We start from the raw sequence: 22615 nt of genomic DNA, 5'->3' as shown, positions 1-22615 counted from the left end.
CGCCGCCGCGATGTCGACGAGCGCGTTCACCGCGCCCCACGTCAGCGTCTTCGTCGACGTCGACGCGACCCGCACCATGGAGTTCGTCAAGCGCCTCAAGAACTCGCCCGACTTCGCCGGCGTCAAGGTCTCGCCGCTGCTCATCATGGCCAAGGCCATCATCTGGGCCGTCCGCCGCAACCCCACCGTCAACTCCGCCTGGACCGACACCGAGATCGTCGTCCGCCACTACGTCAACCTCGGCATCGCCGCGGCCACCCCGCGCGGACTGCTCGTCCCCAACGTCAAGGACGCCCAGTCGATGAGCCTCCTCGAACTGGCGCAGGCCCTCGAGAAGCTCACCCTCGACGCCCGCGACGGCAAGACCACCGCCGCCGACATGCAGAACGGCACCATCACCATCACCAACATCGGCGTGTTCGGGATGGACACGGGCACCCCCATCCTCAACCCCGGCGAAGTCGCGATCATCGCCCTCGGCACGATCAAGCAGAAGCCCTGGGTCGTCGACGGCGAGGTCCGCCCCCGCTTCGTCACCACGGTCGGCGGCTCCTTCGACCACCGCGTCGTCGACGGCGACGTCGTCAGCCGCTTCGTCGCCGACGTCGCCAGCGTGCTGGAGGAACCGGCGCTGCTGCTCGACTGAGCGGGCGGTGCTCGATCGAGCGGATTCCTCCTTCGTCGTCATCCGCTCCGCGGTCGGCCGTACGAGGTGGGGCGTTTCGTGGAGCGGGGAGCGTACCGCTACGGCGGATCGCTGGAACGCGATTCGGCGGTGAGCTCGGCGGTGCTCGATCGAGCGGATTCCTCCTTCGTCGTCATCCGCTCCGCGGTCGGCTGTACGAGGTGGTGCGTTTCGTGGAGCGGGGAGTGTACCGCTACGGCGAATCGCTGGAACGCGATTCGGCGGTCAGCTCGGCCCTGCGGGCGAGCGTGCGCTGACGTGGCTCGGCCCTGAGGGCGAGCGTGCACGGATGCGGCTCGGCCCTTCGCTGTCGCGGGAGGGCGGGTGGTCTCCGCTGAGGGTGCGGTGGGCGCCGGCGCCTGTGACGGCGCGGGGCACGGGCCGCGGCTGCGCCGGCGGGAGCGGGGAGAGCGGGGGAACGGGGCAGCGGTCAGCGGGGGGCGACCGCGAAGGAGTGCAGGGCGAGGGCGTCGCTCAGGCGGGCGGCGACGCGGGCGCCGCGGACGCTGGTGCCCTGGGGGTCCAGCGGCGGGCTGACGACGGCGGCGCCGAGGCGGCCGGGAGCGGAGAGGACGAGGGCGCCCGAGACGCTCGACTTGGCGGGCACGCCGACCGCGCGCATCCAGCGGCCCGATCCGTCGTAGACGCCGCACGTCGCCATGACCGCGACCACGTCGCGCGCGACCGACGCCGGCACGACCCGCTCGCCGGTCCCCGGGTGCACGCCGCCGAACGCGAGCGTCGCGCCCATCGCGGCCAGGTCGCGGACGTCGACCAGCACGGCGCACGCCCGGGCGTACGCGGAGACGGCGTCGTCGGCGCTGCGGTGCAGGGTGCCCTCCGCGCGCATCAGGTGCGCGAGGGCGTGGTTCCGGTCGCCGAGGAGGTGCTCGTCGGCGGCGACGCTCTCGTCGACGGAGAGCGGGCGGCCGGCGAAGGCGGAGAGGCCGCGGAGGATCCGCTCGCTCCGGCCGTCGGCGTCGCCGCCGTCGACCAGGGCGGCGGTCAGCAGCGCTCCCGCGTTGACCATCGGGTTCGGCGGACGCCCGGTGCCGCTCTCGAGCTTGAGGGCGTCGAAGGCCTCGCCGGTGGGCTCGATGCCGACGCGGTCGAGCGCGTCGCCGCCGGTGTCGAGGAGCGCGAGCGCGAACAGGAACGGCTTCACGGCCGACTGGATGCTGAACCGCGCCTCCGCGTCGGCACTCGCGCGGACGGACCCGTCGGGCAGGACGAGCGCGATCGCGCAGAGTCCCGGGTCGGCGTCCGCGAGCGCGGGGATGCTGTCGTCGACCTCGCCCCCGTCGTCCGGCAGCACCTCCCGGCGCAGCGCCTCGAGGTCGAAGGCCAGGGGATCGGAAAGGGGGCTCATCCGTCCACTCTGTCAGGGCGGGGAGCCCGTCGCGTCCCGGGCCTCAGACGAGCCCGAACTCCGCGTCCAGCGCGTCCAGCTCCGCGGCGAACGACGCGCGCAGACTCTCCTTCTCATCGGCGGGCAGCCAGGAGGCCTCCGCTCCGGTGAGCGCCATCGCGCGCAGCTGCGCGGCGGTCGCGCCGATCGGGCCGGCGGCGAGGCGGTACTCGTCGGCCAGCGTGGTCGGGAACATCCCGGGATCGTCGGAGCACGGCACGACCCGCAGTCCCGCGTCGAGCATCGCCCGGATGGACGCGCGCCGCCAGGGCCGCCAGGAGCGGCGCGAGGTCGTCGAGGCGACGGTGAACACGACGCCCTGCTCGCGGACGCGCTGGACGACGGCGGGGTCCTCGAGGACGAAGTAGCCGTGGTCGATCCGGTCGCAGCCCAGCAGATCGAGGCAGGTCGTCGTGTTGGCGGCGGTCGGGGCGTGCTCGGAGGAGTGGGCGGTCCGGCCCAGGCCGGCCCCCCCGGCGAGGCGGTAGGCGTCGGCGAAGCGCTCGGGCGGACCCGCCGTCTCGAGGTTGTCGAGCCCGATCCCCGCCACGTACTCGTGGGGGTGGCGGACGACCTCGCGGACCAGCTCGAGCGCCTCCTCCCCGCTGCGGCCCGCGGCCTGAGCCGGGACGGTTCCCGACGGGGCCCGCGGGTCCGCGCGGCTCCGGGAAGCCGGACGCGGTCCCGCGGGTCGGACGTCGCTACGCCGTGAGCGCGACCGCCGTCCACGAGACGGGCGGGAGGGTCAGCGTCAGCACGCCGTCCTCGAGCGTCGCCGGGGCCTCGCGCAGGCGCACGCGGTCCTGGTCGTCACGCGTGTTCTTCGCGTAGGGGTCCTCGTCGAACAGGGCCACCGCCTCCGCGATGCTCGAGACTCCGAGGCCGCTGACGTCGACGGTGACCTCGATCGGCTCCGTCTGCGACCGGTTCACCAGGAAGACGGCCGCGCGGCCCTCGTCGACGGTGGCGACGGAGTCGATGAGCGGAGCGTCGCCGTGGCGGGCGGTCGAGTAGGTCCCCGCGTCGATCCGGGGGCGCAGCACCGAGCCGGAGGCCAGGCGCGCGGTGGTCGAGAACGGGAAGAACGTGGTCTGGCGCCAGGCGGCTCCGCCCGGCTCGGTCATGATCGGCGCGATCACGTTGACGAGCTGCGCGAGGGAGGCGGAGGTGACCCGGTCGGAGTTCTTCAGCAGCGTGATCATCAGGTTGCCGAGGACGACGGCGTCGGCGACGGAGTAGACATCCTCGAGCAGGCGCGGGGCGTAGGCCCACTCGCGGGTGCTCTGGTCGCCCTCGGCGTCGGCCTTCTCCTTGGCCTGCCACTCCTCGAGGTACCAGACGTTCCACTCGTCGAAGGAGAGCTTGATGTCCTTCGACTTCTTGAGCTTGAACTTCACGTGGTCCACGGTCGCCGCGACGGTGGCGATGAAGTACTCCATGTCGAGGGAGGAGGCGAGGAAGGAGCCGAGGTCTCCGTCGTACTCCTGGTAGTAGGCGTGGCACGAGACGTACTCGACGTCGTCGTACGCGTGCTCGAGGACCACGCGCTCCCACTCGCCGAAGGTCGGCATCGACGAGCTCGACGAGCCGCAGACGACCAGCTCGAGCGAGGGGTCGGCGATCTTGAGGGCCTTGGCGGTGCGGGAGGCGAGCTTGCCGTAGTCGTCGGCGCTCATGTGGCCGACCTGCCAGGGGCCGTCCATCTCGTTCCCGAGGCACCACATGCGGATGTCGTAGGGCTCGGTCCCGCCGTTGGCGATGCGCTGGTCGGCGAGAGCGGTGCCGGCCGGTCCGTTGGCGTACTCGAGGACGTCGAGCGCCTCGAGGACGCCGCGGGTGCCGAGGTTGACGGCGTACATGATCTCGCTGCCGGTCAGCTCCGCCCACTTCGCGAAGTCGTCCAGCCCGACCTCGTTGGTCTCGAGCGAGTGCCAGGCCAGGTCGCGGCGGCGGGGGCGCTCGGAGCGCGGGCCGACGCCGTCCTCCCAGCGGTAGCCCGAGACGAAGTTGCCGCCGGGGTAGCGGATCGTCGTGGTGCCCAGCTCCTTGACCAGCTCGACCACGTCGAGGCGGAACCCGTCCTCGTTCGAGGCGGGGTGGCCGGGCTCGTAGATGCCGTCGTACACGCAGCGGCCGAGGTGCTCGACGAACGAGCCGAAGAGGCGCGGAGTGACGGGGGCGACGACCGCGGCGGGGTCGAGGCTGATGCGCGCGGTGGCGGCGGGGGCGTCGGTCATGAGGGCCTTTCGGGCTTCGGGCTCCCGCAGCGGGCTCGGCGGCGAGCGGTCTTTCTAACGTTGTACACGATGGTCCGCCCCGCCTCGGCCGCTGTCAAGAGCGGCACCGGCCCCCTCCTGCCTCGCTGCTCGCCGCTGCCGACGGCGGCAGACCTCTTCGGGCGTCGCGTCTCCCCGCCGCCGCTCAGCGCACCTGTGCTCGACTGGGCGGGTGCCCTCCTCCGATGCCGTCACCGACGCCTGCTCCGAGCTCGCCGACCGCGCCGACGCCCTCGCGGCGTCGCATCCCCGCCCGCGCGCGTTCCTCGCGGCCGTCGCGAAGGACGTCGCCGGCATCCGCAGCGCCCCGCTCGGCGCTCTCGACCTGGCGCACGGCGGCCGCAACCGGGTCCGGGGGAAGGGCTTCCGCCGCCCCTACGACGACGGCACCCGCGGCCAGGCCCGCCACTTCGCCGGCGTCGCGGGCGCCACGCTGTACCTCGGCGGCCCGCTCGCGCACCTGTTCCTCCGCACCGTCGGCGGCGACGTCCGCGGCTCGGCCGACGACGCGGGCCGTGGAGTGGAGCCGGCTCCTCCGCCGCGGCGAGCTGGCCGTCGCGGACGCGGGAGCGTGGATCCGCCGCGAGATCTGCGGCAGCGGGACCTGCGCCTAGGCCCCGGCCGACGCCCGGCCGACCGACGGGTCCTCCGCGATCGGCCGGCCCGCGGTCGACTCCCGGGCGACCACGGTGAACGCCGCCTCGTGGAGCGTCCCCGGGCCGGTGCGGGTGCCCTCGATCCGGGCCTGCAGCACCTCGACCGCGGTCCGCGCGATCTCGTCGCGCCCCGAGTCCACACTGGAGAGGCTGGGGGAGGAGTAGCCCGCCTCGTCGATGTCGTCGAAGCCGATCACCGCCACCTCCTCGGGGACGCGGACCCCCGCCTCCTGGAGCGCGCGGACCGCGCCGAGCGCGAGGGTGTCGTTGAGCGCGAACACGGCGTCGAAGTCGAGCCCGGAGGCGAGCAGGCGGCGCATCGCCTCGGCGCCGCCGGAGCGCCGCCACGGGCCCGAGACGCCGATCATCCGCTCGTCGTAGGCGATGCCGGCCTCGGCGAGCGCGGCGCGGTAGCCCTCGAGGCGGAGCGACGCCGAGCTGACGGCGGCGTCGGGGTGGGTCCCGAGCGCCACGATCCGGCGCCTTCCGGAGGCGAGCAGGTGCGCGGTGGCCGCGTGCGCCGCCGCGGTGTTCTGCATGGTGACGTGGTCGACCAGCCCGGTGAAGATCCGCTCGCCGAGCAGCACCAGGGGGAAGCCGACCGCGAGTGCGTCCTCGTCGGCGAGGCCCAGCGGGCTGAAGAGCAGCCCGTCGGTGAGCTGCCGGCGCTCGCTCGCCAGGACGCTCCGCTCGCGCTCGGGGTCGCCGCCGGTCTGCTCGATCAGCACCGTCAGGCCGCGCTCGTCGGCGGCGCGCATCACGCTGTCGGCGAGCTCGGCGAAGTAGGGGAGGCTCAGCTCCGGCAGGGCGAGGCCGATCACGCCGGTGCGGCCGCGGCGCAGGCTCCGCGCGGAGAGGTTGGGGCGGTAGCCCAGCTGCGCGATGGCCGCCTGCACCCGGGAGCGGGTGGCCGGGCGCACGTGCGGATAGTCGTTGATCACGTTCGAGACGGTCTTGATCGAGACGTCGGCGGCGCGGGCGACGTCGTGCAGCGTGACGGCCACGGTCCTCCCTCCGCTCGGCCCTCACGCTACCCCGGGGCTCCGCTCCGGCCTGTCGCGGATCGACGCCGGGGCGGCGTGCGGGCGGGGCGCGCCGCCGGAGCAGGACGCGCCCCGCGGCCGATCAGGTGTACCAGCTGGGCTCGGGGACGGTGTCGAGCAGGGCGAAGACGCCGACCTCGCGGCGCTTGTAGGGCAGCGGATCGTGCAGGGAGTGGGTGCGGAGGTTCCGCCAGTAGAGGTCGAGTCCGACCGAGCTCGCGGAGGCGCGGGCGCCGGTCAGCTCGAAGACGCGGGTCGCCGTCGCGAGGCCGTCCTCCACGATCCGCGCCTTGGCCGCGGCGATCCGCACGGCGATCTCGCCGCGGCGCCGAGGCGTCAGCTCCTCGCGCGGAGCGTGCAGCGCGGCCGAGAGCGCGGCCCCCGTCGCGTCGATCAGCGCCTCGTCGGCCCAGAGCCGGGACTGCAGGTCGCCGTATCCCTCGAGCACGTACCACTCGTCGCCGGCGCGCTCCTTGTCGTCGCCGCCGTACGGCCAGGCCCGAGTGCGCTCGCGGGTGTACTGCGCCGCGCGCTCGAGCGCTCCCTGCGCGATGCCGAGGTAGAACTCGGCGAAGACCTGCTGGATGACGGGCACGTTGAGGGTGTTGTAGACGAGCGGACGGTAGACCCTGTCGACGAAGCCGGCCGCCGCCGCCCACGGCACGCGGACGCCGCGGATCTCGACGGAGCCGGACTCGGTGAGCCGCTGGCCGAGGCTGTCCCAGTCGCGGCCGAAGACGATCCCCTCCTGATCGGTGGGGACGATCGCGAAGAGGTGGGTGTCCGTCCCCTCGAGCACCCCCTCGAGCACGGTCAGGTCGCTGACCACGCCGCCGGTCGAGAACGACTTGCGGCCGGTGAAGACCAGCTCGTCGCCCTCCTCCCGCACGGTGAGGTCGGAGTCGCGCGGGTTCACCGCGCCTCCGTAGAGGAGGTCCCCCTCGGTCGCGAGCTGCTCGACCGCGATGATCTGCTCAGGGGTCCCCACGAGGCGGGCCGCCCAGGCCCAGAGGTAGTGGTAGCCGAGCAGCTGGCCGATCGAGCCGTCGCCGCGCGCGACGGTGCGGACGACGCGGAGGGCGGTGGTCCACTCCTGGGCACCGCCGCCGTGCTCGGCGGGCCCGAGCAGCGTGACGAGGCCGGCCGCCTTGAGCAGGGCGACCTCGGCGAAGGGGGCGGCGCCGGCGCGGTCGCGCTCGAGGGCGTCGGTCGCGAGCACGGCGGCGACCTCCTCGGCGCGGACGAGCCAGGCGTCGGGGGAGTCGGGCCGGGGGGCGGTCGACCAGTGCTCGGCGGCGGCGCCGATCGTCGTCGCGGCGTCGGCGCCGGTGGTCGTGGGTGCGGTGGTGGTCACGGTGTCCTCGTCTCGTCGGGGGCGGTGTGCAGCGACTGTGCCAGGGGCGAGGGGGCCGGAGCGAGGCGCGTGTCGCCCCGTGTCCGCGTGTGTCCGCGGATGACCGGCGGGCGCCTCCGCACGATTTTGACAATCGTTATCAATAGCCGTTAGCGTGGGGGCACCCGCCCGGCCCCTGACCCAGATCGGCTCACCGTGAAGACCCGCCTCCTCGCCCTCACCGCCCTCCTCGGCGGCACCGCGCTCGCCCTGAGCGGCTGCTCCGGAGCGGGCAGCGCCTCCGACAGCTCCTCCGCCGCCGCCGCCGCGGGCGGGCCCGTGAAGGTCGTCGCGTCGACGAACGTCTACGGCGACCTCGTCTCGAGCATCGGCGGCGACCTGGTCGAGGTGACCAGCATCATCGACAGCCCGGACAAGGACCCGCACGAGTACGAGGCCACCGCCCGCGACCAGCTCGCCGTGTCCGGCGCGACCCTCGTGATCGAGAACGGCGGCGGCTACGACCACTTCCTCGACACCATGATCAGCGCGGCCGGCACCGAGGCCCCCGTCATCACGGCGACCGTGATCGCCGGCCTGGAGGACGTCCACGACCACGCGGAGGAGGAGGAGTCGGAGGGCGGGCACGAGCACGCGGAGTTCAACGAGCACGTCTGGTACGACCTCTCGGTGATGAAGGAGGTCGCGGGGCGGATCGGCGACGAGCTCGCCGCGCTCGACCCCGACAACGCCTCCGCCTACTCGGCCAACCTCGCCACGCTCGACGAGGGGCTCGACGCCCTGATCGCCCGTGAGAGCGAGCTGAAGGGCACGCTCTCCGGCCGCTCCATCGCGATCACCGAGCCCGTCCCGCTGTACATGACCGACGCGCTCGGCCTGACCGACGCGACCCCCGAGGCCTTCAGCGAGGCGGTCGAGGAGGGCACCGACGTCCCCGCGACCACGCTCCAGGAGACGCTGGCGCTGTTCTCCGGCGAGGCCGTGGACGCGCTGATCTACAACGAGCAGACCGAGGGGGCGCAGACGGACGCGGTGCTCGACGCCGCGAAGGCCGCCGGGATCCCGGCCGTCCCCGTCACCGAGACGCTGCCCGAGGGCGACGACTACACCGGCTGGATGACCGCCAACCTCGACGCGATCGAGGGAGCCCTCTCCCAGTGAGGCACGACTCCCCGACCAGGCCCGTCTCCCCGGAGGCGGGCCCTTCGGCGTCCGTGCTGCGGCTGCGCGGCGCCGGGCTCCGCTTCGGCGACCGCGAGCTGTGGAGCGGCGTCGACCTCGACGTGCGCGCCGGCGAGTTCGTCGCGGTGCTCGGCGCGAACGGCTCCGGCAAGACGAGCCTCCTGCGCGCGGTGCTCGGCCAGCAGCAGCTGAGCGCGGGGGAGCTGCAGGTGCTCGGCGAGCCCGTGCACCGCGGCAACCGGCGCATCGGCTACATCCCGCAGCAGAAGCTCGCCGACGAGGGCACGCCGCTGCGCGCGCGCGATCTGCTCGGGCTCGGGATCGACGGCCACCGGTTCGGCCTGCCCCTGCCCTCCCGCTCCCGGCGCGCAGCCGTCGACGCGCTGCTCGAGGCCGTCGGCGCCACCGCCTTCGCCGACGCCCCCATCGGCAGCCTGTCCGGCGGCGAGCAGCAGCGCGTCCGCGTCGGCCAGGCGCTCGCGGGCGACCCGGCGCTCCTGCTCTGCGACGAGCCGCTGATCGCGCTCGACCTCGCCCACCAGCGGGCGGTCAGCGAGCTGATCGACCGGCACCGCCGCGAGCGGAACCTCGGCGTCCTCTTCGTCACGCACGACGTGAATCCGGTGCTCGGCATGGTGGACCGCGTGCTCTACCTCGCCGGCGGCCGGTTCCGGATCGGCACCCCCGACGAGGTCCTGCGCTCGGAGGTGCTCAGCGAGCTCTACGACGCACCCGTCGATGTGATCCGCGCCCGGGGCCGGGTCATCGTGGTCGGCGCCCCCGACCACTCGCACGTGCACGAGCACGAGGAGGGGCAGTCGTGACGGACGTCTGGTCGCAGATCTTCGACTTCTCCGACTACGGAGCGCTGCTGTCGCTCCTGATGAACTCGGTGATCGCCGGCGCGGTCCTCGGAGTGGTCGGCGGGCTCATCGGCGTCTTCGTGATGTCGCGCGACATGGCGTTCGCGGTCCACGGCATCAGCGAGCTCTCGTTCGCGGGGGCCTCCGCGGGGCTGCTGCTGGGCGTCGGCGTCGTCGAGGGATCGATCGTCGGCTCGCTGATCGCGGCGGTCCTGATCGGCGTGCTCGGCTCGCGCGCCCGCGACCGCAACTCGATCATCGCGGTGCTGATGCCGTTCGGACTCGGCATCGGCATCCTCTGCCTGGCCCTCTACCCGGGCCGCAGCGCGAACAAGTTCGGCCTGCTCACGGGTCAGATCGTCGCGGTCGACGACCCGCAGCTCGGGTGGCTGATCGGCATCTCGGTGGTCGTCCTCGTCGGTCTCGCGCTGATCTGGCGCCCCCTCACCTTCGCGAGCGTCGACGCCGACGTGGCGGCCGCGCGCGGCATCCCCACCCGGGCGCTCTCGATCGCGTTCATGCTCCTGCTCGGCCTCGCGGTCGCCGTCTCGGTGCAGATCGTCGGCTCGCTGCTCGTGCTCGCGATCCTGGTGACGCCGGCGGCCGCGGCGCTGCGCCTCTCCGCCTCGCCGGTGGTCGTGCCGCTGCTGAGCGTGCTCTTCGCCGTCGGCGCGCTGGTGGGCGGCATCCTGCTCGCGCTGGGCGGATCGATCCCGATCAGCCCCTACGTGACGACGATCTCGTTCGCGATCTACGCGGTCTGCCGGATCATCGGCCGCAAGGGCGTCCGGCGCTCCCGGCTCGCCGTCGGCGGGGGGCGGTAGCGTGGCCCGGGTCGTGCGGAGTGGAGGTGGTCCAGTGGTCAAGCGCAACACGTGGCAGCGCGAGGCGGTGCGCGAGGCCCTCGGGCGTCGCGAGGACTTCGTCAGCGCCCAGGGCCTGCACAGTGCGCTGCACGCCTCCGGCTCGCCGATCGGGCTCGCGACGGTCTACCGCGCGCTCTCGGACCTGGCCGTGGAGGGCGAGGCCGACTCGCTGCAGTCGCCCGAGGGCGAGAGCCTCTACCGCGCCTGCACGCCGGGGACGCACCATCACCACCTGATCTGCCGCCGCTGCGGGCTGACGGTCGAGATCGCGGCCGACGAGGTCGAGGAGTGGGCGCGCTCGGTCGCGTCGCAGAACGGCTTCACGGACGCGCACCACGTCGTGGACGTCTTCGGGCTCTGCGCCGCCTGCACCGCGGAGCTCGCCGAGGCTTGAGGCCGGTCCGGCCCGGAGCCCGTCCACGGGCGACCCTCGCCCGGCGTCCGGCTCAGGCCGGGAGGAACACGCCGATCGACCGGTCCTTCACCACGGAGCCGGCGGGCAGCACCCGCCCGCTCATCGCGAGGTAGACGCCCGGCGGCAGCAGCTGCACGGCGGCCACCGCGGTGCCGAGGTTGAACGCGGCATCGCTGTCGAGCATCCGTGCGGGCTGCATCGCGCCGGTGAGGACGACCACCCGATCGCGGACGACGCCGAGGGCCTCGGCCGTCGCGGTCATCGTGTCGGTGCCGTGGGTGAGGACGATCCGGTCCTCCTCGGCGGCGAGCACCCGCTCGCGGATGAGGGCCCGATCGGCGTCGTCGAGCTCGAGGCTGTCCTTGGCGAGGACCTCCTCGACGCGGAACTCGAGCGTGGTGAGCACCGGGGCGAGCAGGCGCGGCACCATCGGGGCGCCGATCTCGAGCTCGCCCGCGAGCGAGTACTCCTTGTCGACGGTGCCACCGGTGGTGAGGACGAGGATGCGGTCAGTCACGCGATCAGACTAGGCGCCGCCTCCGACACCGGCACGTTCGTGCGCAGTGGCCGCGCCACGGCGGCGGCGGCGGCCCGCATCGGGAACGATGGAGCGCATGACATCCTCCTCCCCCTCCCTCCTCCGCACCGGCGCCAAGGTGCTCCTCGGCTCCGCCCTCCTCTTCGCGGGGGTGAGCCACCTCACCCGCAAGCGGGAGGAGTTCCAGGCGCAGGTGCCCGAGTGGGTGCCGCTGGACAAGGACGCGGTCGTGCTCGCCTCGGGCGTGGTCGAGATCGGGCTCGGCGCCTCCCTGGTGCTCGCGCGCCGCCGGGCGCCGCTGGTCGGAGCCGTGGCCGCCGCCTTCTTCACCGCGATCTTCCCGGGCAACGTCTCGCAGTGGGTGACGCGGACGAGCGCCTTCGGCCTCGACACCGACCGCAAGCGCGCCGTGCGCCTCGCGTTCCAGCCGCTGCTGGTGGCGTGGGCGCTCTGGTCGACCCGGCGTCCGCGGGGCTGATCCCACTCGGCGGGCGGCTCGGAACCGGCCGCGAGCGCGTGCCGTCCGCCGCCGGCCGCGGAGGATTCCCTTCAGACGTCGTGCTGCGCCTCGGCCAGCAGCGGCGCGAGCAGCTCCTCGATCCGGCGCCGCGCCCCCTCGGCGTCGCCCGCGGCGATCGCCTCGACCAGCTCGGCGTGCTGCCGGGCGTGCACGTCCTCCTCGCCGACGACGTCCTCCTCCAGCACCGACTCGAACATGCCGGTGAGGCCGTCGTAGAGCTCGACGAACAGGTCGTTGTGGGTCGCGACGACGACGGCCCGGTGCAGCGCGGTGTCCGCGGCGATCCGCTCGGCGAGCTCCGGCGCCTCCCACGAGCGGGCCCGGCGGGCCAGCAGGGCGCGGAGGGAGGCGACGTCCTCCCCGGTGCGGCGCTCGGCCGCCAGCGCGGCCGTCGCCCCGTCGATCGCGAACCGCAGCTCGAGGCCCTCCCGGCGGGCGGCGCTCGGGATGCGGCGTCGCAGCGACTCGGCGAGCTGCGAGCGCGCGGTGACGAACGTGCCGCGCCCCTGCTCCCGCCGCACGAGGCCCGCCTGCACGAGGGCCTGGACGGCCTCGCGGACGGAGTTGCGTCCGGCGCCGGTCCAGCGGGCGAGCTCGGCCTCCACCGGGATCCGCTCGCCGACGGCCCAGCGGCCCGAGCGGATCTCCTCGTGGAACAGCGCCGTGACGTGGTCGATCACGCTCTCGCGCTGGAACGGCGCCGCGGGGCTAGACTCGCCAGGATTCATCCCATCATCCTATCTCTCGGGGACTCCATGACCGCAGCACCGACGCTCCGCGCCACCGCCCTCCTGGCCCTCGCCGCCATCGCGATCACCGCGCTGAACCTCCGCACCGCCGTCACCGGCTTCAGCCCGCTGCTCGACACGATCGGCGCCGATCTCGGCTTCGGGCCCTCGCTCTACGGGGCGCTGGGGACGATCGTCACCGCCTCCTTCGCCGTCTTCGGCTTCGTCGCCGCAGCCGTCTCGCGCCGGATCGGCCTGGAGCGCACGCTCGCGATCGCGACGCTGGTGACCACGCTGGGCATCGCCCTCCGCGCGCTCAGCCCGAGCCCGGTCGCGCTGGTGCTCTCGACCGTCGTCGCCTTCGCGGGCGTGGGCACCACGAACGTGCTCATCGTGCCGATCGTGAAGCGGTACTTCGCCGAGCGGATCAAGACGGTCAGCTCGCTCTACCTGGCGCTGCTGCAGGTGGGCCAGTTCGTCGCTCCGCTGGTCGCGGTGCCGCTGGCCTCGACGGCGGGGTGGCGCTGGGCGATCGGGATCTGGGCCGTGATGACGGCCGCGGCCTGCCTGCTCTGGGCGGCGCTCGCGGCCCGCGGAGGGGGTGGGGCGGCCCCGGCCGCCGCCGGCGGCCGCGTGGACGGGGCGTGGCGCACGCCACTGCTCTGGGCGATGGTGCTGATGCTCGGGATGACCGGTCTGCACACCTACGGGATCATCACCTGGCTGCCGACGATCCTCGTCGACGCGGGCGCGGATCCGGCGCAGGGCGGTGCGCTGCTGGCGCTGTTCTCGGTGTTCGGCCTCGCCGCCGCGTTCGTGGTGCCGCCGCTGACGCTGGGGATGCGCAACCCGGTCGTGGTCGTGGTGGTGTGCTGCGCGCTGCTCGCGGTCGGCTACGCCGGCCTCGTCGTCGCTCCGCTGGAGGGAGCCGTGGCGTGGGTGGTCTGCCTCGGGCTCGGCGTCAGCACGTTCCCGATGACGCTGACGCTCGTGAACGCGCGGACGCGGACGACCACCGGCTCCTCGACCCTCTCCGGCGCCACGCAGGGGCTCGGCTACGGGCTCGCCTGCCTCGGTCCGCTGCTGATCGGCGTGCTCTACGAGGCGCAGGGGGACTGGGGCGGCGCGTACGCGCTGCTGTTCGCCGGAGTGGCGGTGCTGCTGGTCAGCGGGATCGTCGCGTGCCGTCCGCGGTTCCTCGAGGACGAGGCGGCGCTCCGCCGGGCCTGAGCGGCGGCGCTCAGCGCGACGCGGCCGGAGCGAGCGCGGAGACGATCCGCGCCAGCCCGAAGCGCCAGGCGCTCTCCACGTCGCCGCCGAGGGTGAAGGCGCCGGTGATCTCCATCCCGATGAACCCCGTCGCCCAGGCGGTCAGCGTGCGCGCCGCCTCGAGGGCGTCCTCCTCGCCCGCCAGCTGCGCGGCGAGGTCCAGCAGGCGGGCGCTCGCCGCGTCGCGGTACTCCTGGGCGGCGACGGGCGTGCCGGGAGCGGGGGCCATCACGAGGAGGAACGCGGCCGGCCGCTCGTGGCCGAAGGCGCGGAGGCGGTCGGCGAGCGCGGCGGCGTCCGGGGCGTCGGCGAGGCGGTCGGCGAGCACGGTCAGGGCGTCCGCGGCGACGAGGCGGATCAGCGTCTCGCGTCCCTCGACGCGCTTGTAGAGGGAGGGGGCGCGGACTCCGACGCTCTGCGCGACGGCCTGCATCGTGACCCCGGCGAGCCCGTCGCGCTCGAGGAGCTCGCCGGCGGCGCGCACGATCGCCTCGAGGGAGGTGCGGTCGGGAGTGGGCATGGGCCGAGTATAGCTATTGACAGTAGCCATGATGGCTAACTAGCGTAGCCATCATGGAACTCGGACCCCACCTGCGCCGCATCGGCACCGACATCGTCGCCGTCCACCTCGTCCACACCGACGAGGGCGTCACGCTCATCGACGCCGGCCTGCCCGGTCTCTGGCCGGAGCTCCTGGCCGAGCTGCGCGCGATCGGCCGCACCCTCGACGACGTGCGCGGCGTCGTGCTGACCCACGGCGACTCCGACCACGTGGGCTTCGCCGAGCGCCTGCGCCGCGACCACGGCGTGCCGGTCCACGTGCACGCCGCCGACGCCGAGCGGGCGAAGGGCGGGGCGAAGCCGAGGACCGCGACACCGCGGCTGCGCGTCCTGCCGCTCCTCGGCTTCGCGGCCTACGCGCTGCGGAAGGGCATCGCGACGGTCCCGCCGCTCACCGAGGTCGTCGAGGTGCACGACGGGCAGACGCTCGACCTGCCGGGCGCTCCCCGCGTGATCGCGCTCCCGGGCCACTCCCCGGGGAGCATCGCCGTGCACGTGCCGCTGGCCGACGCGGTCTTCGTCGGCGACGGGCTGACCACCCGCCACGTGCTCACCGGTCGCACGGGTCCGCAGCCCGCGCCCTTCACCGACGAGCCGGAGCAGGCGCTCGCGTCGCTCCGGGCGCTCCTGCCCACCGGGGCGCGCTGGGTGCTCCCGGGCCACGGAGCGCCGTGGAGCGGCGGGATCGAGGCGGCGGTCCGGCTGGTCGAGAGCGCCTGAGGCCCGGAGCCGCTCAGGAGGCGGGGACGAGCTTCCAGCGGTCGGCGAGGATCTCGAGGCCCTTGTCGAAGGTCGCCGACCACGCCGTGACGTCGTGGGCGCTGTCCGGCACCTCGAGGTAGGTGGCGCTCATGCCGGCGGCGACGGCCGCGGCGTAGACGGTCTTCGCTCCGGGGAGGAACGAGGTGTCCTCGGCGCCGACTCCGAAGATCGCGACGGTGCCGGTGTAGGGGGCGTTCGCCGCGAGGACGTTCACCGGCTTCGCGGCCTCGTAGGCGGCCTGGTCGCCGCCGAACCCCTGCGCGACCGTCGCCGCCTCGCTGCCGAGGGTCGGCGCGAGCTCGCCCGAGGCGTCGACGATGTTGCCGAAGAGCGACGGGTGGCCGGCGCCGAGCTGGATAGAGCAGGTCCCGCCCTGCGAGAGGCCGCCGATCGCCCAGTGCTGCGCGTCCCCGAGCACGGGCAGGTTGGCGCGGATCCAGTTCGGGACGTCGACGGTGAGGTAGGTGGCGGACTTCCCGAGCGGCGAGTCGACGCACATCGGGTTCCTGTCGGGATCGCCCAGCTGGTCGGGCGACACGACGATCGGGGCGAGGCCGGCGTGCGCGGCGGCGTAGGCGTCGAGGGTCTGCTGGAACTTCTCGGTCGAGAGGGGATCGGAGGGCGACCCCGGCTGCCCCGAGAGCATGATCATCACCGGCAGCAGCGGCGGGGTCGCGGTGAGGGCCGCGGGCGGGAGGTAGACGACGGCATCGCGGGCCGGGAAGCCCGACGCGGTGGCGGGGATGGCGACCGTCGAGACCGAGCCGACGGCGGGCATCCCGGCCGGGGCCGTCCAGGTCGCGAGGTCCGAGTGCGGTCCGTCCGCGGCGGCGACCGGCACGGAGGAGTCGGAGTAGGCGCTGATCCCGAGCGCGCTGCGCACCGTGGGGTACTGGCCGAAGTCGATGTTGACGGTCATCGCGGCCGCCGCGACGATGAGCACTCCGGCCACGAGCGATGCGAGAACCCCCCGCGCGCGGCGGCGGGCGATCGCGTGCCCGAGGACGACCAGGGCGACGCCCAGCCCGCCGATCCCGAGGCCGATCGCGACCCGGGTGACCGGCGTGAAGTCGACGCCGAACGGGCCGTCGGGCCCGTCGACGAGGGCGGCCAGGGCGGCGCCGCCGATCAGGCCCAGGAGGAGGACCGCGACGGCGATCCCGCCGCGTCGGGAGCGCCCGCGGCGGGGAGCGCGGACGTGAGCGGCGAGCAGGAGGAGGAGCGCTCCGATCGCGAGCACGTAGACGGCGACGACGAGGGGGCCGGAGACGAGGCTCAGGTCGAGGAGAGAGGTCATGCGTCGATCCGGTCGGAGGGTGCTCGGGCGGGCGTCAGTCTGGCGGCGGTCTCTGGAGGAGAGCCGGGAGCTGTCGGGAGCGATTCTCCTCCCCGGGCGCGGATCCACCGAGCTCTCCACCGATCGGGCGCAACCCCGCGCGCCGCGCCGCCGCTCCCGCCTAGCGTGGGACTCCCGACGCACACCGCGCCCTCACGAAGGAGCCCGCACCATGACGCAGCACCCCCGCCTCGAGACCTCCTCCCGCGAGGCCCGCGCATGAGCCGCGGAGTCGCCGTCGTCACGGGCGGCACGGCCGGGCTCGGACGCGCCACGGTCCGCGAGCTCGCCTCCCGCGGCTGGGACGTCGCCGTGCTGGCGCGCGGCGAGGACGGACTGGCGGCCACGGTGGCCGAGATCGAGCAGAAGGGCCGGCGCGGGCTGGGCATCCCGACCGACGTGGCCGACCGCGAGGCCGTCGAGTCGGCGGCCGACCGGGTCGAGGCCGAGCTCGGCCCGATCGAGCTGTGGGTCAACGACGCGATGGTCGGCGTCTTCGGCGAGTTCCTCTCGACCGAGCCCGCCGACTTCGAGCGCGCCGTGGGCGTCAACTTCTTCGGCTTCGTCAACGGCACCCGCGCAGCCCTCTCCCGGATGACCCCGCGCGACCGCGGGCACGTCATCCAGGTCGGCTCCGCCCTCGCGCACCGGGGCATCCCGCTGCAGGCCGCGTACTGCGCCTCCAAGTTCGGCGCCCGAGGCTTCACCGAGGCCGTCACCGCGGAGCTGCTGCACGCGAAGAGCCGCGTGCGCCTGTCCGAGGTCGACATGCCGGCGCTCAACACCATCCAGTTCAACTGGGTGAAGTCGCAGCTGCCGCACCACCCGCAGCCCGTGCCGCCGATCTACGAGCCCGAGGTGGGCGCGATCGCGATCGCCGACGTGGCCGACAAGCCGCGCCGCCGCACCTGGGTCGGCGAGCCGACCGCGGGCACCATCCTCGGCGACCGCTTCGCCGGGCGCTTCATGGACTGGTACCTCGCCCGCAGCGCCTTCGACGGTCAGCAGGCCCCCGACAAGACGGAGCCGATGCTCCCGAACAACGTGTACGAGCCGGTCCCCGGCGATCACGGCGCCCGCGGCCTCTTCAGCGACCGCGCGCACACCATGACGCCCCAGATCTGGATGATCCGCCACCGCGCCCTGAGCTACGCGGGGGCCGCCGCGGCCCTCGCCGCCGGCGCCGCGGGCGTCGTCTCGGCCCTGCGGAGGAAGTGACCGTGGTCGACGCCGTCGTCATCGGGGCGGGGCCCAACGGCCTCGCCGCCGCGGTCACGCTCGCGCGGGCCGGGCTCTCGGTCACCGTGCTCGAGCGCAACGAGACGATCGGCGGCGGCGCGCGCACGGCGGAGCTGACGCTGCCCGGCTTCCACCACGACGTCTGCTCGGCGGTGCACCCGATGGCGCTCGCGTCCGGCTTCTTCCGCGCCTTCGGGCTCGACCGGCGCATCGAGCTGGTCGTCCCCGAGATCTCGTACGCGCATCCGCTCGACGGCGGCCGCGCGGGCATCGCCTACCGCGACCTCGACCGCACGGCCGAGGCGCTGGGGCGCGACGGAGCGGCGTGGCGCGCCCTGATGGGACCTCTCTCCGAGCGGGCCGACCGCGTCGCGGGCTTCACCAACGACGCGCTGCTGCGGATCCCGACGGACCCGAGCGTGCTGATCCGCTTCGGACTGCGGGTGCTCGAGCAGGGCACCCCGGTGTGGAACCTGCGCTTCCGCGAGGACGTCGCCCCGGCGATGTTCTCCGGGGTCGCCGCGCACTCGATCCGCCCGATGCCGAGCCCGTCGACGGCCGCGGCCGCCCTGGCGCTCGGCGCCTACGCCCACGCGCGCGGCTGGCCGGTGCCGATCGGAGGCAGCCAGTCGATCGTCGACGCGCTCGCCGACGACCTCCGGGCGCACGGCGGCACCATCGAGACCGGCGTCGAGGTGACCTCGCTCTCGGAGCTGCCCCCGGCCCGCGCCGTGCTCGTCGACGGCACGCCGACGGCGCTGCTCGCGATGGCGGGGGACCGGCTGCCCCCGGCGTACGCCGCGGCCCTCCAGCGCTTCCGCTACGGCAACGGCGTGGCCAAGGTCGACTTCGCCCTCGACGGGCCGGTGCCGTGGACGAACCCGGAGCTCGCCGGCGCGGGCACGCTGCACGTCGGAGGCAGCCGCGCCGAGATCGCGGCCGCCGAGCGCGACGTGAAGCGCGGCCGGCACAGCCGCAGCCCCTACGTGCTGGTGGCGCAGCCCTCGATCGCCGATCCGACCCGGGCGCCCGAGGGCAAGCACGTCCTCTGGGCGTACACGCACGTCCCCCGGTACTCGCCCGCCGACCAGCAGGAGGCGATCACCGCCCAGATCGAGCGCTTCGCCCCCGGGTTCCGCGACCGCGTGATCGGCGCCTCCTCGATGACCGCCCGCGACATGCAGGCCTACAACCCGAACTACCTGGGCGGGGACATCGCCGCCGGAGCCGCGAGCGTCGCGCAGCTGCTCTCGCGCCCGGTCCCCACGACCGACCCGTGGCGGACGCCCGCGAAGGGGCTCTACCTCTGCTCCTCGTCCACCCCGCCCGGGCCGGGCGTGCACGGCATGGCCGGCTGGCACGCCGCCCGCAGCGCGCTGCGGCACGAGTTCGGGGTGCGCGAGTCGCCCGACCTGTCGCCGGAGGCGCACCCGGCCTGAGCCGCCGCCGTTGCGCTGCGCCCGTCGCCACCCCCGGCCTGCCAGGCTGAGGGACGGCGCCGCCACGCGCCCCACCACCACTCGAAGGAGTCCGCGATGTCCCGCACCACCCGCGTCGTCCACTGCCCGCCCGAGTCCGTCTTCGCGGTGCTCGCCTCCGGCTGGCTGTTCCCGAGCTGGGTCGTCGGCGCGTCGCGGATGCGGAAGGTCGACGCCGACTTCCCGCACGTGGGCTCGCAGCTGCACCACTCCTTCGGCCTCTGGCCGCTCGTGATCGACGACCGCACCACGGTTCTCGAGTGGGACCCGCCGCGCCGGATGGTCATCCAGGCCGCCGGCTGGCCGCTCGGCGAGGCCCGGGTGCGCGTCGAGGTCGAACCGCACGCGCGCGGCGCGAAGGTGCGGATGCACGAGGCGCCCGTGAAGGGCCCGGGCACGCTCGTCCCGAAGCCGCTGATGCACTCGTTCCTCTGGATCCGCAACCGCGAGGCCGTGCGCCGGCTCGCCCACATGGCCGAGGCGGGAGCCGCGGGCCGCACGCTCGCGCCCGCCTCGCTCCCCTCGCCCGCCGACCGCGCCGGGATCGACCGGCCGAAGCACGTCTGGGCGCGCCTGACCGGAGCGATCGGGTCGATCGCGGTCGGGACGCTCGTTGTCCGCGGCGTCCTCGCGGCCGTGCGGCGCGCCCGGAGCTGACGGGCCCGGACCCGACGGCGCCCGGAGCCGACGGCGCCCCGGTCGGACGCCGCCCGGGTCAGACGATCCGCTCGACCAGCCGCACGTGCTGCACCGCGACGCGCTTCGGCTCGCCCGCGAAGGCGGCGTCGCGCTCGGGCGAGGCCAGGTACGCCCGCTCGACCTCGGCGAACGCGTCGGCGTCGCCGGCCGTGCTGACCGCCCAGACGAACTCGTTCACCTCGCGGTCGGCGTAGGCGAACTCGATCCGGAAGCCGTGGGCCTCGCGCGCCGGCACGATCCGCTCGGGGAACCAGGCGAGGAAGTCGTCCATCACCCCGTCCATCAGCTCGTAGCGTCGGAATTGGATCGTCCTGGTCTCGGCTGCAGCGCTCATGCTGCGACGGTACCCGCCCGGCGGCCGCGCCGTCGCCGCGCTACGCTCGCCGCCGACAGCCTGACGCCGAGGAGGACAGCACGGACCCCCGCCACCGCTCCCTCGCGCTGCTCGTCGCCGGCTGCTTCTTCATGGAGAACCTCGACGCCACGATCGTGACGACCGCCGCGCCCGCGATCGCCGCCGACCTGGGCGTCGACTCCGCCGCGGTCTCGATCACCGTCACCGCGTTCCTCCTCACCGTCGCCGTCCTCATCCCGGCCTCGGGCTGGCTCAGCGAGCGCTTCGGCGTGCGCCGCGTCTTCACCACCGCGATCGCCGTCTTCACCCTCGCCTCCCTGCTCTGCGCGCTCAGCCCCACGCTGCCGCTGCTGGTCGGCGCCCGCGTCCTGCAGGGCGTCGGCGGCGCGCTGATGGTGCCGGTCGGCCGGCTCGCGGTGCTGCGGGCGACTCCGCGGGAGGGGATCATCCACGCCATCGCGATCCTGGTCTGGCCGGGACTGGTCGCCCCCGTGATCGCGCCGTTCCTCGGCGGGCTGCTCACGACCGTCGCCTCCTGGCACTGGATCTTCCTGATCAACCTGCCCCTCGGGGTCGTCGCGTTCGCGATCGCGCGCCGGATCGTCCCCGGCACCTCCGAGAGCGCGCCGCCCCCGCTTGACGTCACGGGGCTGGTGCTCGTCGCGGTCGGGCTCGGCGCGCTGGTCGGAGCGGCGGGGCTCCTCACCGGCTCCGAGCTCGACGGGCGGGCGGTGGCGCCGATGCTCGTCGGCGCGGTCGTGACGGCGCTCGCCGTGCGGCACCTGCGCCGCGCCGAGAATCCGCTCGTGCGGCTCGACGCCTTCCGCTTCCGCACCTTCCGGGTCGCCAACGCGAGCGGATCGCTCTACCGGGCGACCGTGAACGCGGTGCCGTTCCTGCTCCCGCTGCTGTTCCAGGACGCGTTCGGCTGGAGCCCGGTGCAGGCCGGCTCCGTGGTGCTGGCGCTCTTCGCCGGCAACCTGGCGATCAAGCCGGCTACGACTCCGCTGCTGCGGCGCCTCGGCTTCCGCGGGGTGCTGGTCGCGGCGAGCGCGGTCGGGGCGGCGTGCATGGCGGCGATGGCGTTCCTCGAGCCGGCGACTCCGGTGGCGCTCGTGGTGGCGCTGCTGGTGCTGAGCGGAGTGGCCCGCTCGGCGGGCTTCACGGCCTACAACACCGTCACGTTCGCCGAGGTCCCGCAGGAGGGGATGTCGGGCGCGAACACCCTCAACGCCACCACGCAGCAGATCGCGGCCGGACTCGGAGTCGCGGTGGGCGCGGTGGCGCTCGCCGTCGGCACCGCGATCGGGCCCGGCCTCGTCCCGTACCGCGTCGCCTTCCTCGCCCTCGCGGTGCTGACCCTCGTGCCGCTCGCCGCCGCCGCCCGGCTCCCGCGCGACTCCGGGAGCGCCCTCACCGCCTGACCCGCGCGGGCGTCAGGCGAGGCCGAGCGCGATGCCGTCGAGGATGTCGTGCGCGGTCGAGCGGACCCGGTCGACGCCCGGCGACGCCTCGTGGACCGCGCGGAGGACCTCGCCCCAGACCAGCGCGCCGGCCGCCAGCACGTCCTCGCGCCCCGGGCGGACCCAGGGGAGGGCCGCCGTCCTCTCCGGAGACAGCGCGGCGAGCCCGTCGCAGGCGGCGAGGACGTCGGAGAGGGGGAGGGACGTCTCGAGCGCGGCGCGGTCGGTGCTGCGGAGGACGTGCGCGGTGATCGTGAGCACGGTCGCGGCGACGCCGACGACGCTCCGGGCCTGCGAGAGGTCGACGGAGGAGGTGGCCAGCGCGGCGCCCACGTCCGCCCGCATCGCCGCGCGCTCGCCCTCCGTCGGTTCGGCGGCCCGGCGGTGGCGCTCGGTCAGGCGGACGCTGCCGACGTCCATCGAGTGCGCCTGCTCCGGCTCCGCTCCGCCGAGCACGAGCTCGGTCGAGCCGCCGCCGAGGTCGACGACCAGCACGGGCCGGGCGGAGTCGACGGCCGAGACCGCGCCGCGGAAGGAGAGCCGCGCCTCCTCCTCGCCGGAGATCGTCTCCGGAGTGACGCCGAGGATCCGCTCGACGGCGGCGAGGAAGTCCTCGCGGTCGGCGGCGTCGCGGGTGGCCGAGGTGGCGACGAAGCGGAGGCGCTCGGCGCCGGCCTCCTGCGCGGCGGCCGCGTACTCGCGGGTGACGGCGAGGGTCCGCTCGAGCGCGGCCGGGTCGAAGCGGCCGGTGCGGTCGACCCCGCGGCCCAGCCGCACGAGCTCGGTGCGGCGCTGGACGTCCCGGAGGCGGCCGCCCTCCACATCGGCGATCAGCAGGCGGAGGGAGTTGGTGCCGCAGTCGAGCGCCGCGACGCGCGTGGGGGAGGACATCCGCCCATTCTGCCCGCGCGGCCCGGGC

The 22615-nt window shown here is 74.5% G+C and carries 24 protein-coding genes; 12 read left to right on the top strand and 12 right to left on the bottom strand.

The annotated features are described in order from the left end of the window. On the top strand, positions 1-646 hold a 646-nt coding region (locus C5B92_RS13900), incomplete at its 5' end, for a dihydrolipoamide acetyltransferase family protein (RefSeq protein ID WP_146079326.1). Between the two features lie 469 nt (positions 647-1115). Here the strand turns inward: C5B92_RS13900 and glsA are convergent. From glsA to C5B92_RS13870, 6 genes are all read right to left on the bottom strand, one after another. After that, positions 1116-2054 (bottom strand): glutaminase A, encoded by a 939-nt coding sequence (gene glsA, locus C5B92_RS13895; protein ID WP_104350505.1) that lies wholly within the window; start codon positions 2052-2054, stop codon positions 1116-1118. A gap of 43 nt (positions 2055-2097) precedes the next feature. Beyond that, positions 2098-2679 (bottom strand): hypothetical protein, encoded by a 582-nt coding sequence (locus C5B92_RS13890; RefSeq protein WP_104350504.1) that lies wholly within the window; start codon positions 2677-2679, stop codon positions 2098-2100. A 115-nt stretch (positions 2680-2794) separates the two neighbouring features. Next, positions 2795-4330 carry an alpha-N-arabinofuranosidase gene (locus C5B92_RS13885; RefSeq protein ID WP_104350503.1) on the bottom strand — a complete coding sequence of 512 codons (1536 nt, stop codon included), beginning with the start codon at positions 4328-4330 and terminating at the stop codon, positions 2795-2797. A 184-nt stretch (positions 4331-4514) separates the two neighbouring features. After that, positions 4515-4829, bottom strand: a complete 315-nt coding sequence (locus tag C5B92_RS13880) for a hypothetical protein (protein WP_104350502.1) — start codon at positions 4827-4829, stop codon at positions 4515-4517. Positions 4830-4979: 150 nt separating this feature from the next. Next, positions 4980-6029, bottom strand: a complete 1050-nt coding sequence (locus tag C5B92_RS13875) for a LacI family DNA-binding transcriptional regulator (RefSeq protein ID WP_104350501.1) — start codon at positions 6027-6029, stop codon at positions 4980-4982. A 121-nt stretch (positions 6030-6150) separates the two neighbouring features. Then, a complete protein-coding gene (locus tag C5B92_RS13870; protein WP_258061472.1) occupies positions 6151-7422 on the bottom strand; it encodes an acyl-CoA dehydrogenase family protein in 1272 nt (423 codons plus the stop codon). A gap of 195 nt (positions 7423-7617) precedes the next feature. Between C5B92_RS13870 and C5B92_RS13865 the strand changes: the two genes are divergently transcribed. Genes C5B92_RS13865 through C5B92_RS13850 form a run of 4 tightly spaced genes read left to right on the top strand, consistent with a single transcriptional unit; the run spans position 7618 to position 10727 of the window. Beyond that, positions 7618-8583 (top strand): metal ABC transporter solute-binding protein, Zn/Mn family, encoded by a 966-nt coding sequence (locus C5B92_RS13865; RefSeq protein WP_104350500.1) that lies wholly within the window; start codon positions 7618-7620, stop codon positions 8581-8583. Next, complete coding sequence (locus C5B92_RS13860; protein ID WP_104247996.1) at positions 8580-9428, top strand: metal ABC transporter ATP-binding protein; 849 nt, start codon at positions 8580-8582, stop codon at positions 9426-9428. Before C5B92_RS13865 ends, C5B92_RS13860 begins: the two co-directional genes overlap by 4 nt. A 59-nt stretch (positions 9429-9487) precedes the next feature. Continuing rightward, positions 9488-10291 (top strand): metal ABC transporter permease, encoded by an 804-nt coding sequence (locus C5B92_RS13855; RefSeq protein ID WP_104224551.1) that lies wholly within the window; start codon positions 9488-9490, stop codon positions 10289-10291. 34 nt (positions 10292-10325) lie between these two features. Continuing rightward, complete coding sequence (locus tag C5B92_RS13850) at positions 10326-10727, top strand: Fur family transcriptional regulator (protein ID WP_104238381.1); 402 nt, start codon at positions 10326-10328, stop codon at positions 10725-10727. 52 nt (positions 10728-10779) lie between these two features. On the opposite strand, the gene C5B92_RS13845 is transcribed toward C5B92_RS13850, so the two are convergent. Further along, a complete protein-coding gene (locus C5B92_RS13845) occupies positions 10780-11265 on the bottom strand; it encodes an asparaginase domain-containing protein (protein ID WP_104224541.1) in 486 nt (161 codons plus the stop codon). Between the two features lie 88 nt (positions 11266-11353). Here C5B92_RS13845 and C5B92_RS13840 point away from each other — a divergent pair, with 88 nt between their 5' ends. Further along, entirely contained in the window at positions 11354-11764 is a 411-nt protein-coding gene (locus C5B92_RS13840; protein WP_181028836.1) for a hypothetical protein, read from the top strand. A gap of 71 nt (positions 11765-11835) precedes the next feature. Here C5B92_RS13840 and C5B92_RS13835 read toward each other — a convergent pair whose 3' ends face one another. Beyond that, positions 11836-12534: a FadR/GntR family transcriptional regulator gene (locus tag C5B92_RS13835; RefSeq protein WP_104238380.1), complete on the bottom strand. Its 699-nt coding sequence runs from the start codon at positions 12532-12534 to the stop codon at positions 11836-11838. Between the two features lie 27 nt (positions 12535-12561). Between C5B92_RS13835 and C5B92_RS13830 the strand changes: the two genes are divergently transcribed. Then, positions 12562-13764 carry an MFS transporter gene (locus C5B92_RS13830; protein ID WP_104263355.1) on the top strand — a complete coding sequence of 401 codons (1203 nt, stop codon included), beginning with the start codon at positions 12562-12564 and terminating at the stop codon, positions 13762-13764. A gap of 10 nt (positions 13765-13774) precedes the next feature. Here C5B92_RS13830 and C5B92_RS13825 read toward each other — a convergent pair whose 3' ends face one another. Beyond that, a complete protein-coding gene (locus C5B92_RS13825) occupies positions 13775-14323 on the bottom strand; it encodes a TetR/AcrR family transcriptional regulator (protein WP_104350499.1) in 549 nt (182 codons plus the stop codon). Between the two features lie 53 nt (positions 14324-14376). On the opposite strand from C5B92_RS13825, the gene C5B92_RS13820 reads away from it, so the two are divergent. Beyond that, complete coding sequence (locus C5B92_RS13820; RefSeq protein WP_104350498.1) at positions 14377-15084, top strand: MBL fold metallo-hydrolase; 708 nt, start codon at positions 14377-14379, stop codon at positions 15082-15084. A 13-nt stretch (positions 15085-15097) separates the two neighbouring features. On the opposite strand, the gene C5B92_RS13815 is transcribed toward C5B92_RS13820, so the two are convergent. Beyond that, positions 15098-16423: an esterase family protein gene (locus C5B92_RS13815; protein WP_104350497.1), complete on the bottom strand. Its 1326-nt coding sequence runs from the start codon at positions 16421-16423 to the stop codon at positions 15098-15100. A 258-nt stretch (positions 16424-16681) separates the two neighbouring features. Here C5B92_RS13815 and C5B92_RS13810 point away from each other — a divergent pair, with 258 nt between their 5' ends. From C5B92_RS13810 to C5B92_RS13800, 3 genes are all read left to right on the top strand, one after another. Then, entirely contained in the window at positions 16682-17680 is a 999-nt protein-coding gene (locus C5B92_RS13810) for an SDR family oxidoreductase (protein WP_104233564.1), read from the top strand. Between the two features lie 2 nt (positions 17681-17682). Continuing rightward, complete coding sequence (locus C5B92_RS13805; RefSeq protein WP_374952938.1) at positions 17683-19140, top strand: phytoene desaturase family protein; 1458 nt, start codon at positions 17683-17685, stop codon at positions 19138-19140. Positions 19141-19236: 96 nt separating this feature from the next. Further along, positions 19237-19836, top strand: a complete 600-nt coding sequence (locus C5B92_RS13800) for an SRPBCC domain-containing protein (RefSeq protein ID WP_104233566.1) — start codon at positions 19237-19239, stop codon at positions 19834-19836. 58 nt (positions 19837-19894) lie between these two features. Here C5B92_RS13800 and C5B92_RS13795 read toward each other — a convergent pair whose 3' ends face one another. Then, complete coding sequence (locus C5B92_RS13795; protein WP_104350496.1) at positions 19895-20212, bottom strand: NIPSNAP family protein; 318 nt, start codon at positions 20210-20212, stop codon at positions 19895-19897. A 131-nt stretch (positions 20213-20343) separates the two neighbouring features. Between C5B92_RS13795 and C5B92_RS13790 the strand changes: the two genes are divergently transcribed. Continuing rightward, positions 20344-21657, top strand: coding sequence for an MFS transporter (locus C5B92_RS13790; protein WP_104350495.1), 1314 nt, complete (start codon positions 20344-20346; stop codon positions 21655-21657). 12 nt (positions 21658-21669) lie between these two features. Here C5B92_RS13790 and C5B92_RS13785 read toward each other — a convergent pair whose 3' ends face one another. After that, entirely contained in the window at positions 21670-22587 is a 918-nt protein-coding gene (locus C5B92_RS13785) for an exopolyphosphatase (RefSeq protein WP_104350494.1), read from the bottom strand. Between the last annotated feature and the right edge of the window lie 28 nt (positions 22588-22615).

The sequence above is a fragment of the Rathayibacter sp. AY1A4 genome, from assembly GCF_002930955.1.
Classification (GTDB): domain Bacteria; phylum Actinomycetota; class Actinomycetes; order Actinomycetales; family Microbacteriaceae; genus Rathayibacter.
The sequence above is the reverse complement of the archived record's forward strand: the minus strand, read 5'-3'. Positions and strand labels throughout refer to the sequence as shown.

Bases quoted from the DNA above. Each gene is read 5' to 3' on its own strand.
- glsA (WP_104350505.1), bottom strand. From the start codon at position 2,054: ATGAGCCCCCTTTCCGATCCCCTGGCCTTCGACCTCGAGGCGCTGCGC.
- C5B92_RS13885 (WP_104350503.1), bottom strand. From the start codon at position 4,330: ATGACCGACGCCCCCGCCGCCACCGCGCGCATCAGCCTCGACCCCGCC.
- C5B92_RS13855 (WP_104224551.1), top strand. From the start codon at position 9,488: ATGAACTCGGTGATCGCCGGCGCGGTCCTCGGAGTGGTCGGCGGGCTC.
- C5B92_RS13840 (WP_181028836.1), top strand. From the start codon at position 11,354: ATGGAGCGCATGACATCCTCCTCCCCCTCCCTCCTCCGCACCGGCGCC.
- C5B92_RS13835 (WP_104238380.1), bottom strand. From the start codon at position 12,534: ATGAATCCTGGCGAGTCTAGCCCCGCGGCGCCGTTCCAGCGCGAGAGC.
- C5B92_RS13830 (WP_104263355.1), top strand. From the start codon at position 12,562: ATGACCGCAGCACCGACGCTCCGCGCCACCGCCCTCCTGGCCCTCGCC.
- C5B92_RS13825 (WP_104350499.1), bottom strand. From the start codon at position 14,323: ATGCCCACTCCCGACCGCACCTCCCTCGAGGCGATCGTGCGCGCCGCC.
- C5B92_RS13820 (WP_104350498.1), top strand. From the start codon at position 14,377: ATGGAACTCGGACCCCACCTGCGCCGCATCGGCACCGACATCGTCGCC.
- C5B92_RS13815 (WP_104350497.1), bottom strand. From the start codon at position 16,423: ATGACCTCTCTCCTCGACCTGAGCCTCGTCTCCGGCCCCCTCGTCGTC.
- C5B92_RS13810 (WP_104233564.1), top strand. From the start codon at position 16,682: ATGAGCCGCGGAGTCGCCGTCGTCACGGGCGGCACGGCCGGGCTCGGA.
- C5B92_RS13800 (WP_104233566.1), top strand. From the start codon at position 19,237: ATGTCCCGCACCACCCGCGTCGTCCACTGCCCGCCCGAGTCCGTCTTC.
- C5B92_RS13795 (WP_104350496.1), bottom strand. From the start codon at position 20,212: ATGAGCGCTGCAGCCGAGACCAGGACGATCCAATTCCGACGCTACGAG.
- C5B92_RS13790 (WP_104350495.1), top strand. From the start codon at position 20,344: ATGGAGAACCTCGACGCCACGATCGTGACGACCGCCGCGCCCGCGATC.
- C5B92_RS13785 (WP_104350494.1), bottom strand. From the start codon at position 22,587: ATGTCCTCCCCCACGCGCGTCGCGGCGCTCGACTGCGGCACCAACTCC.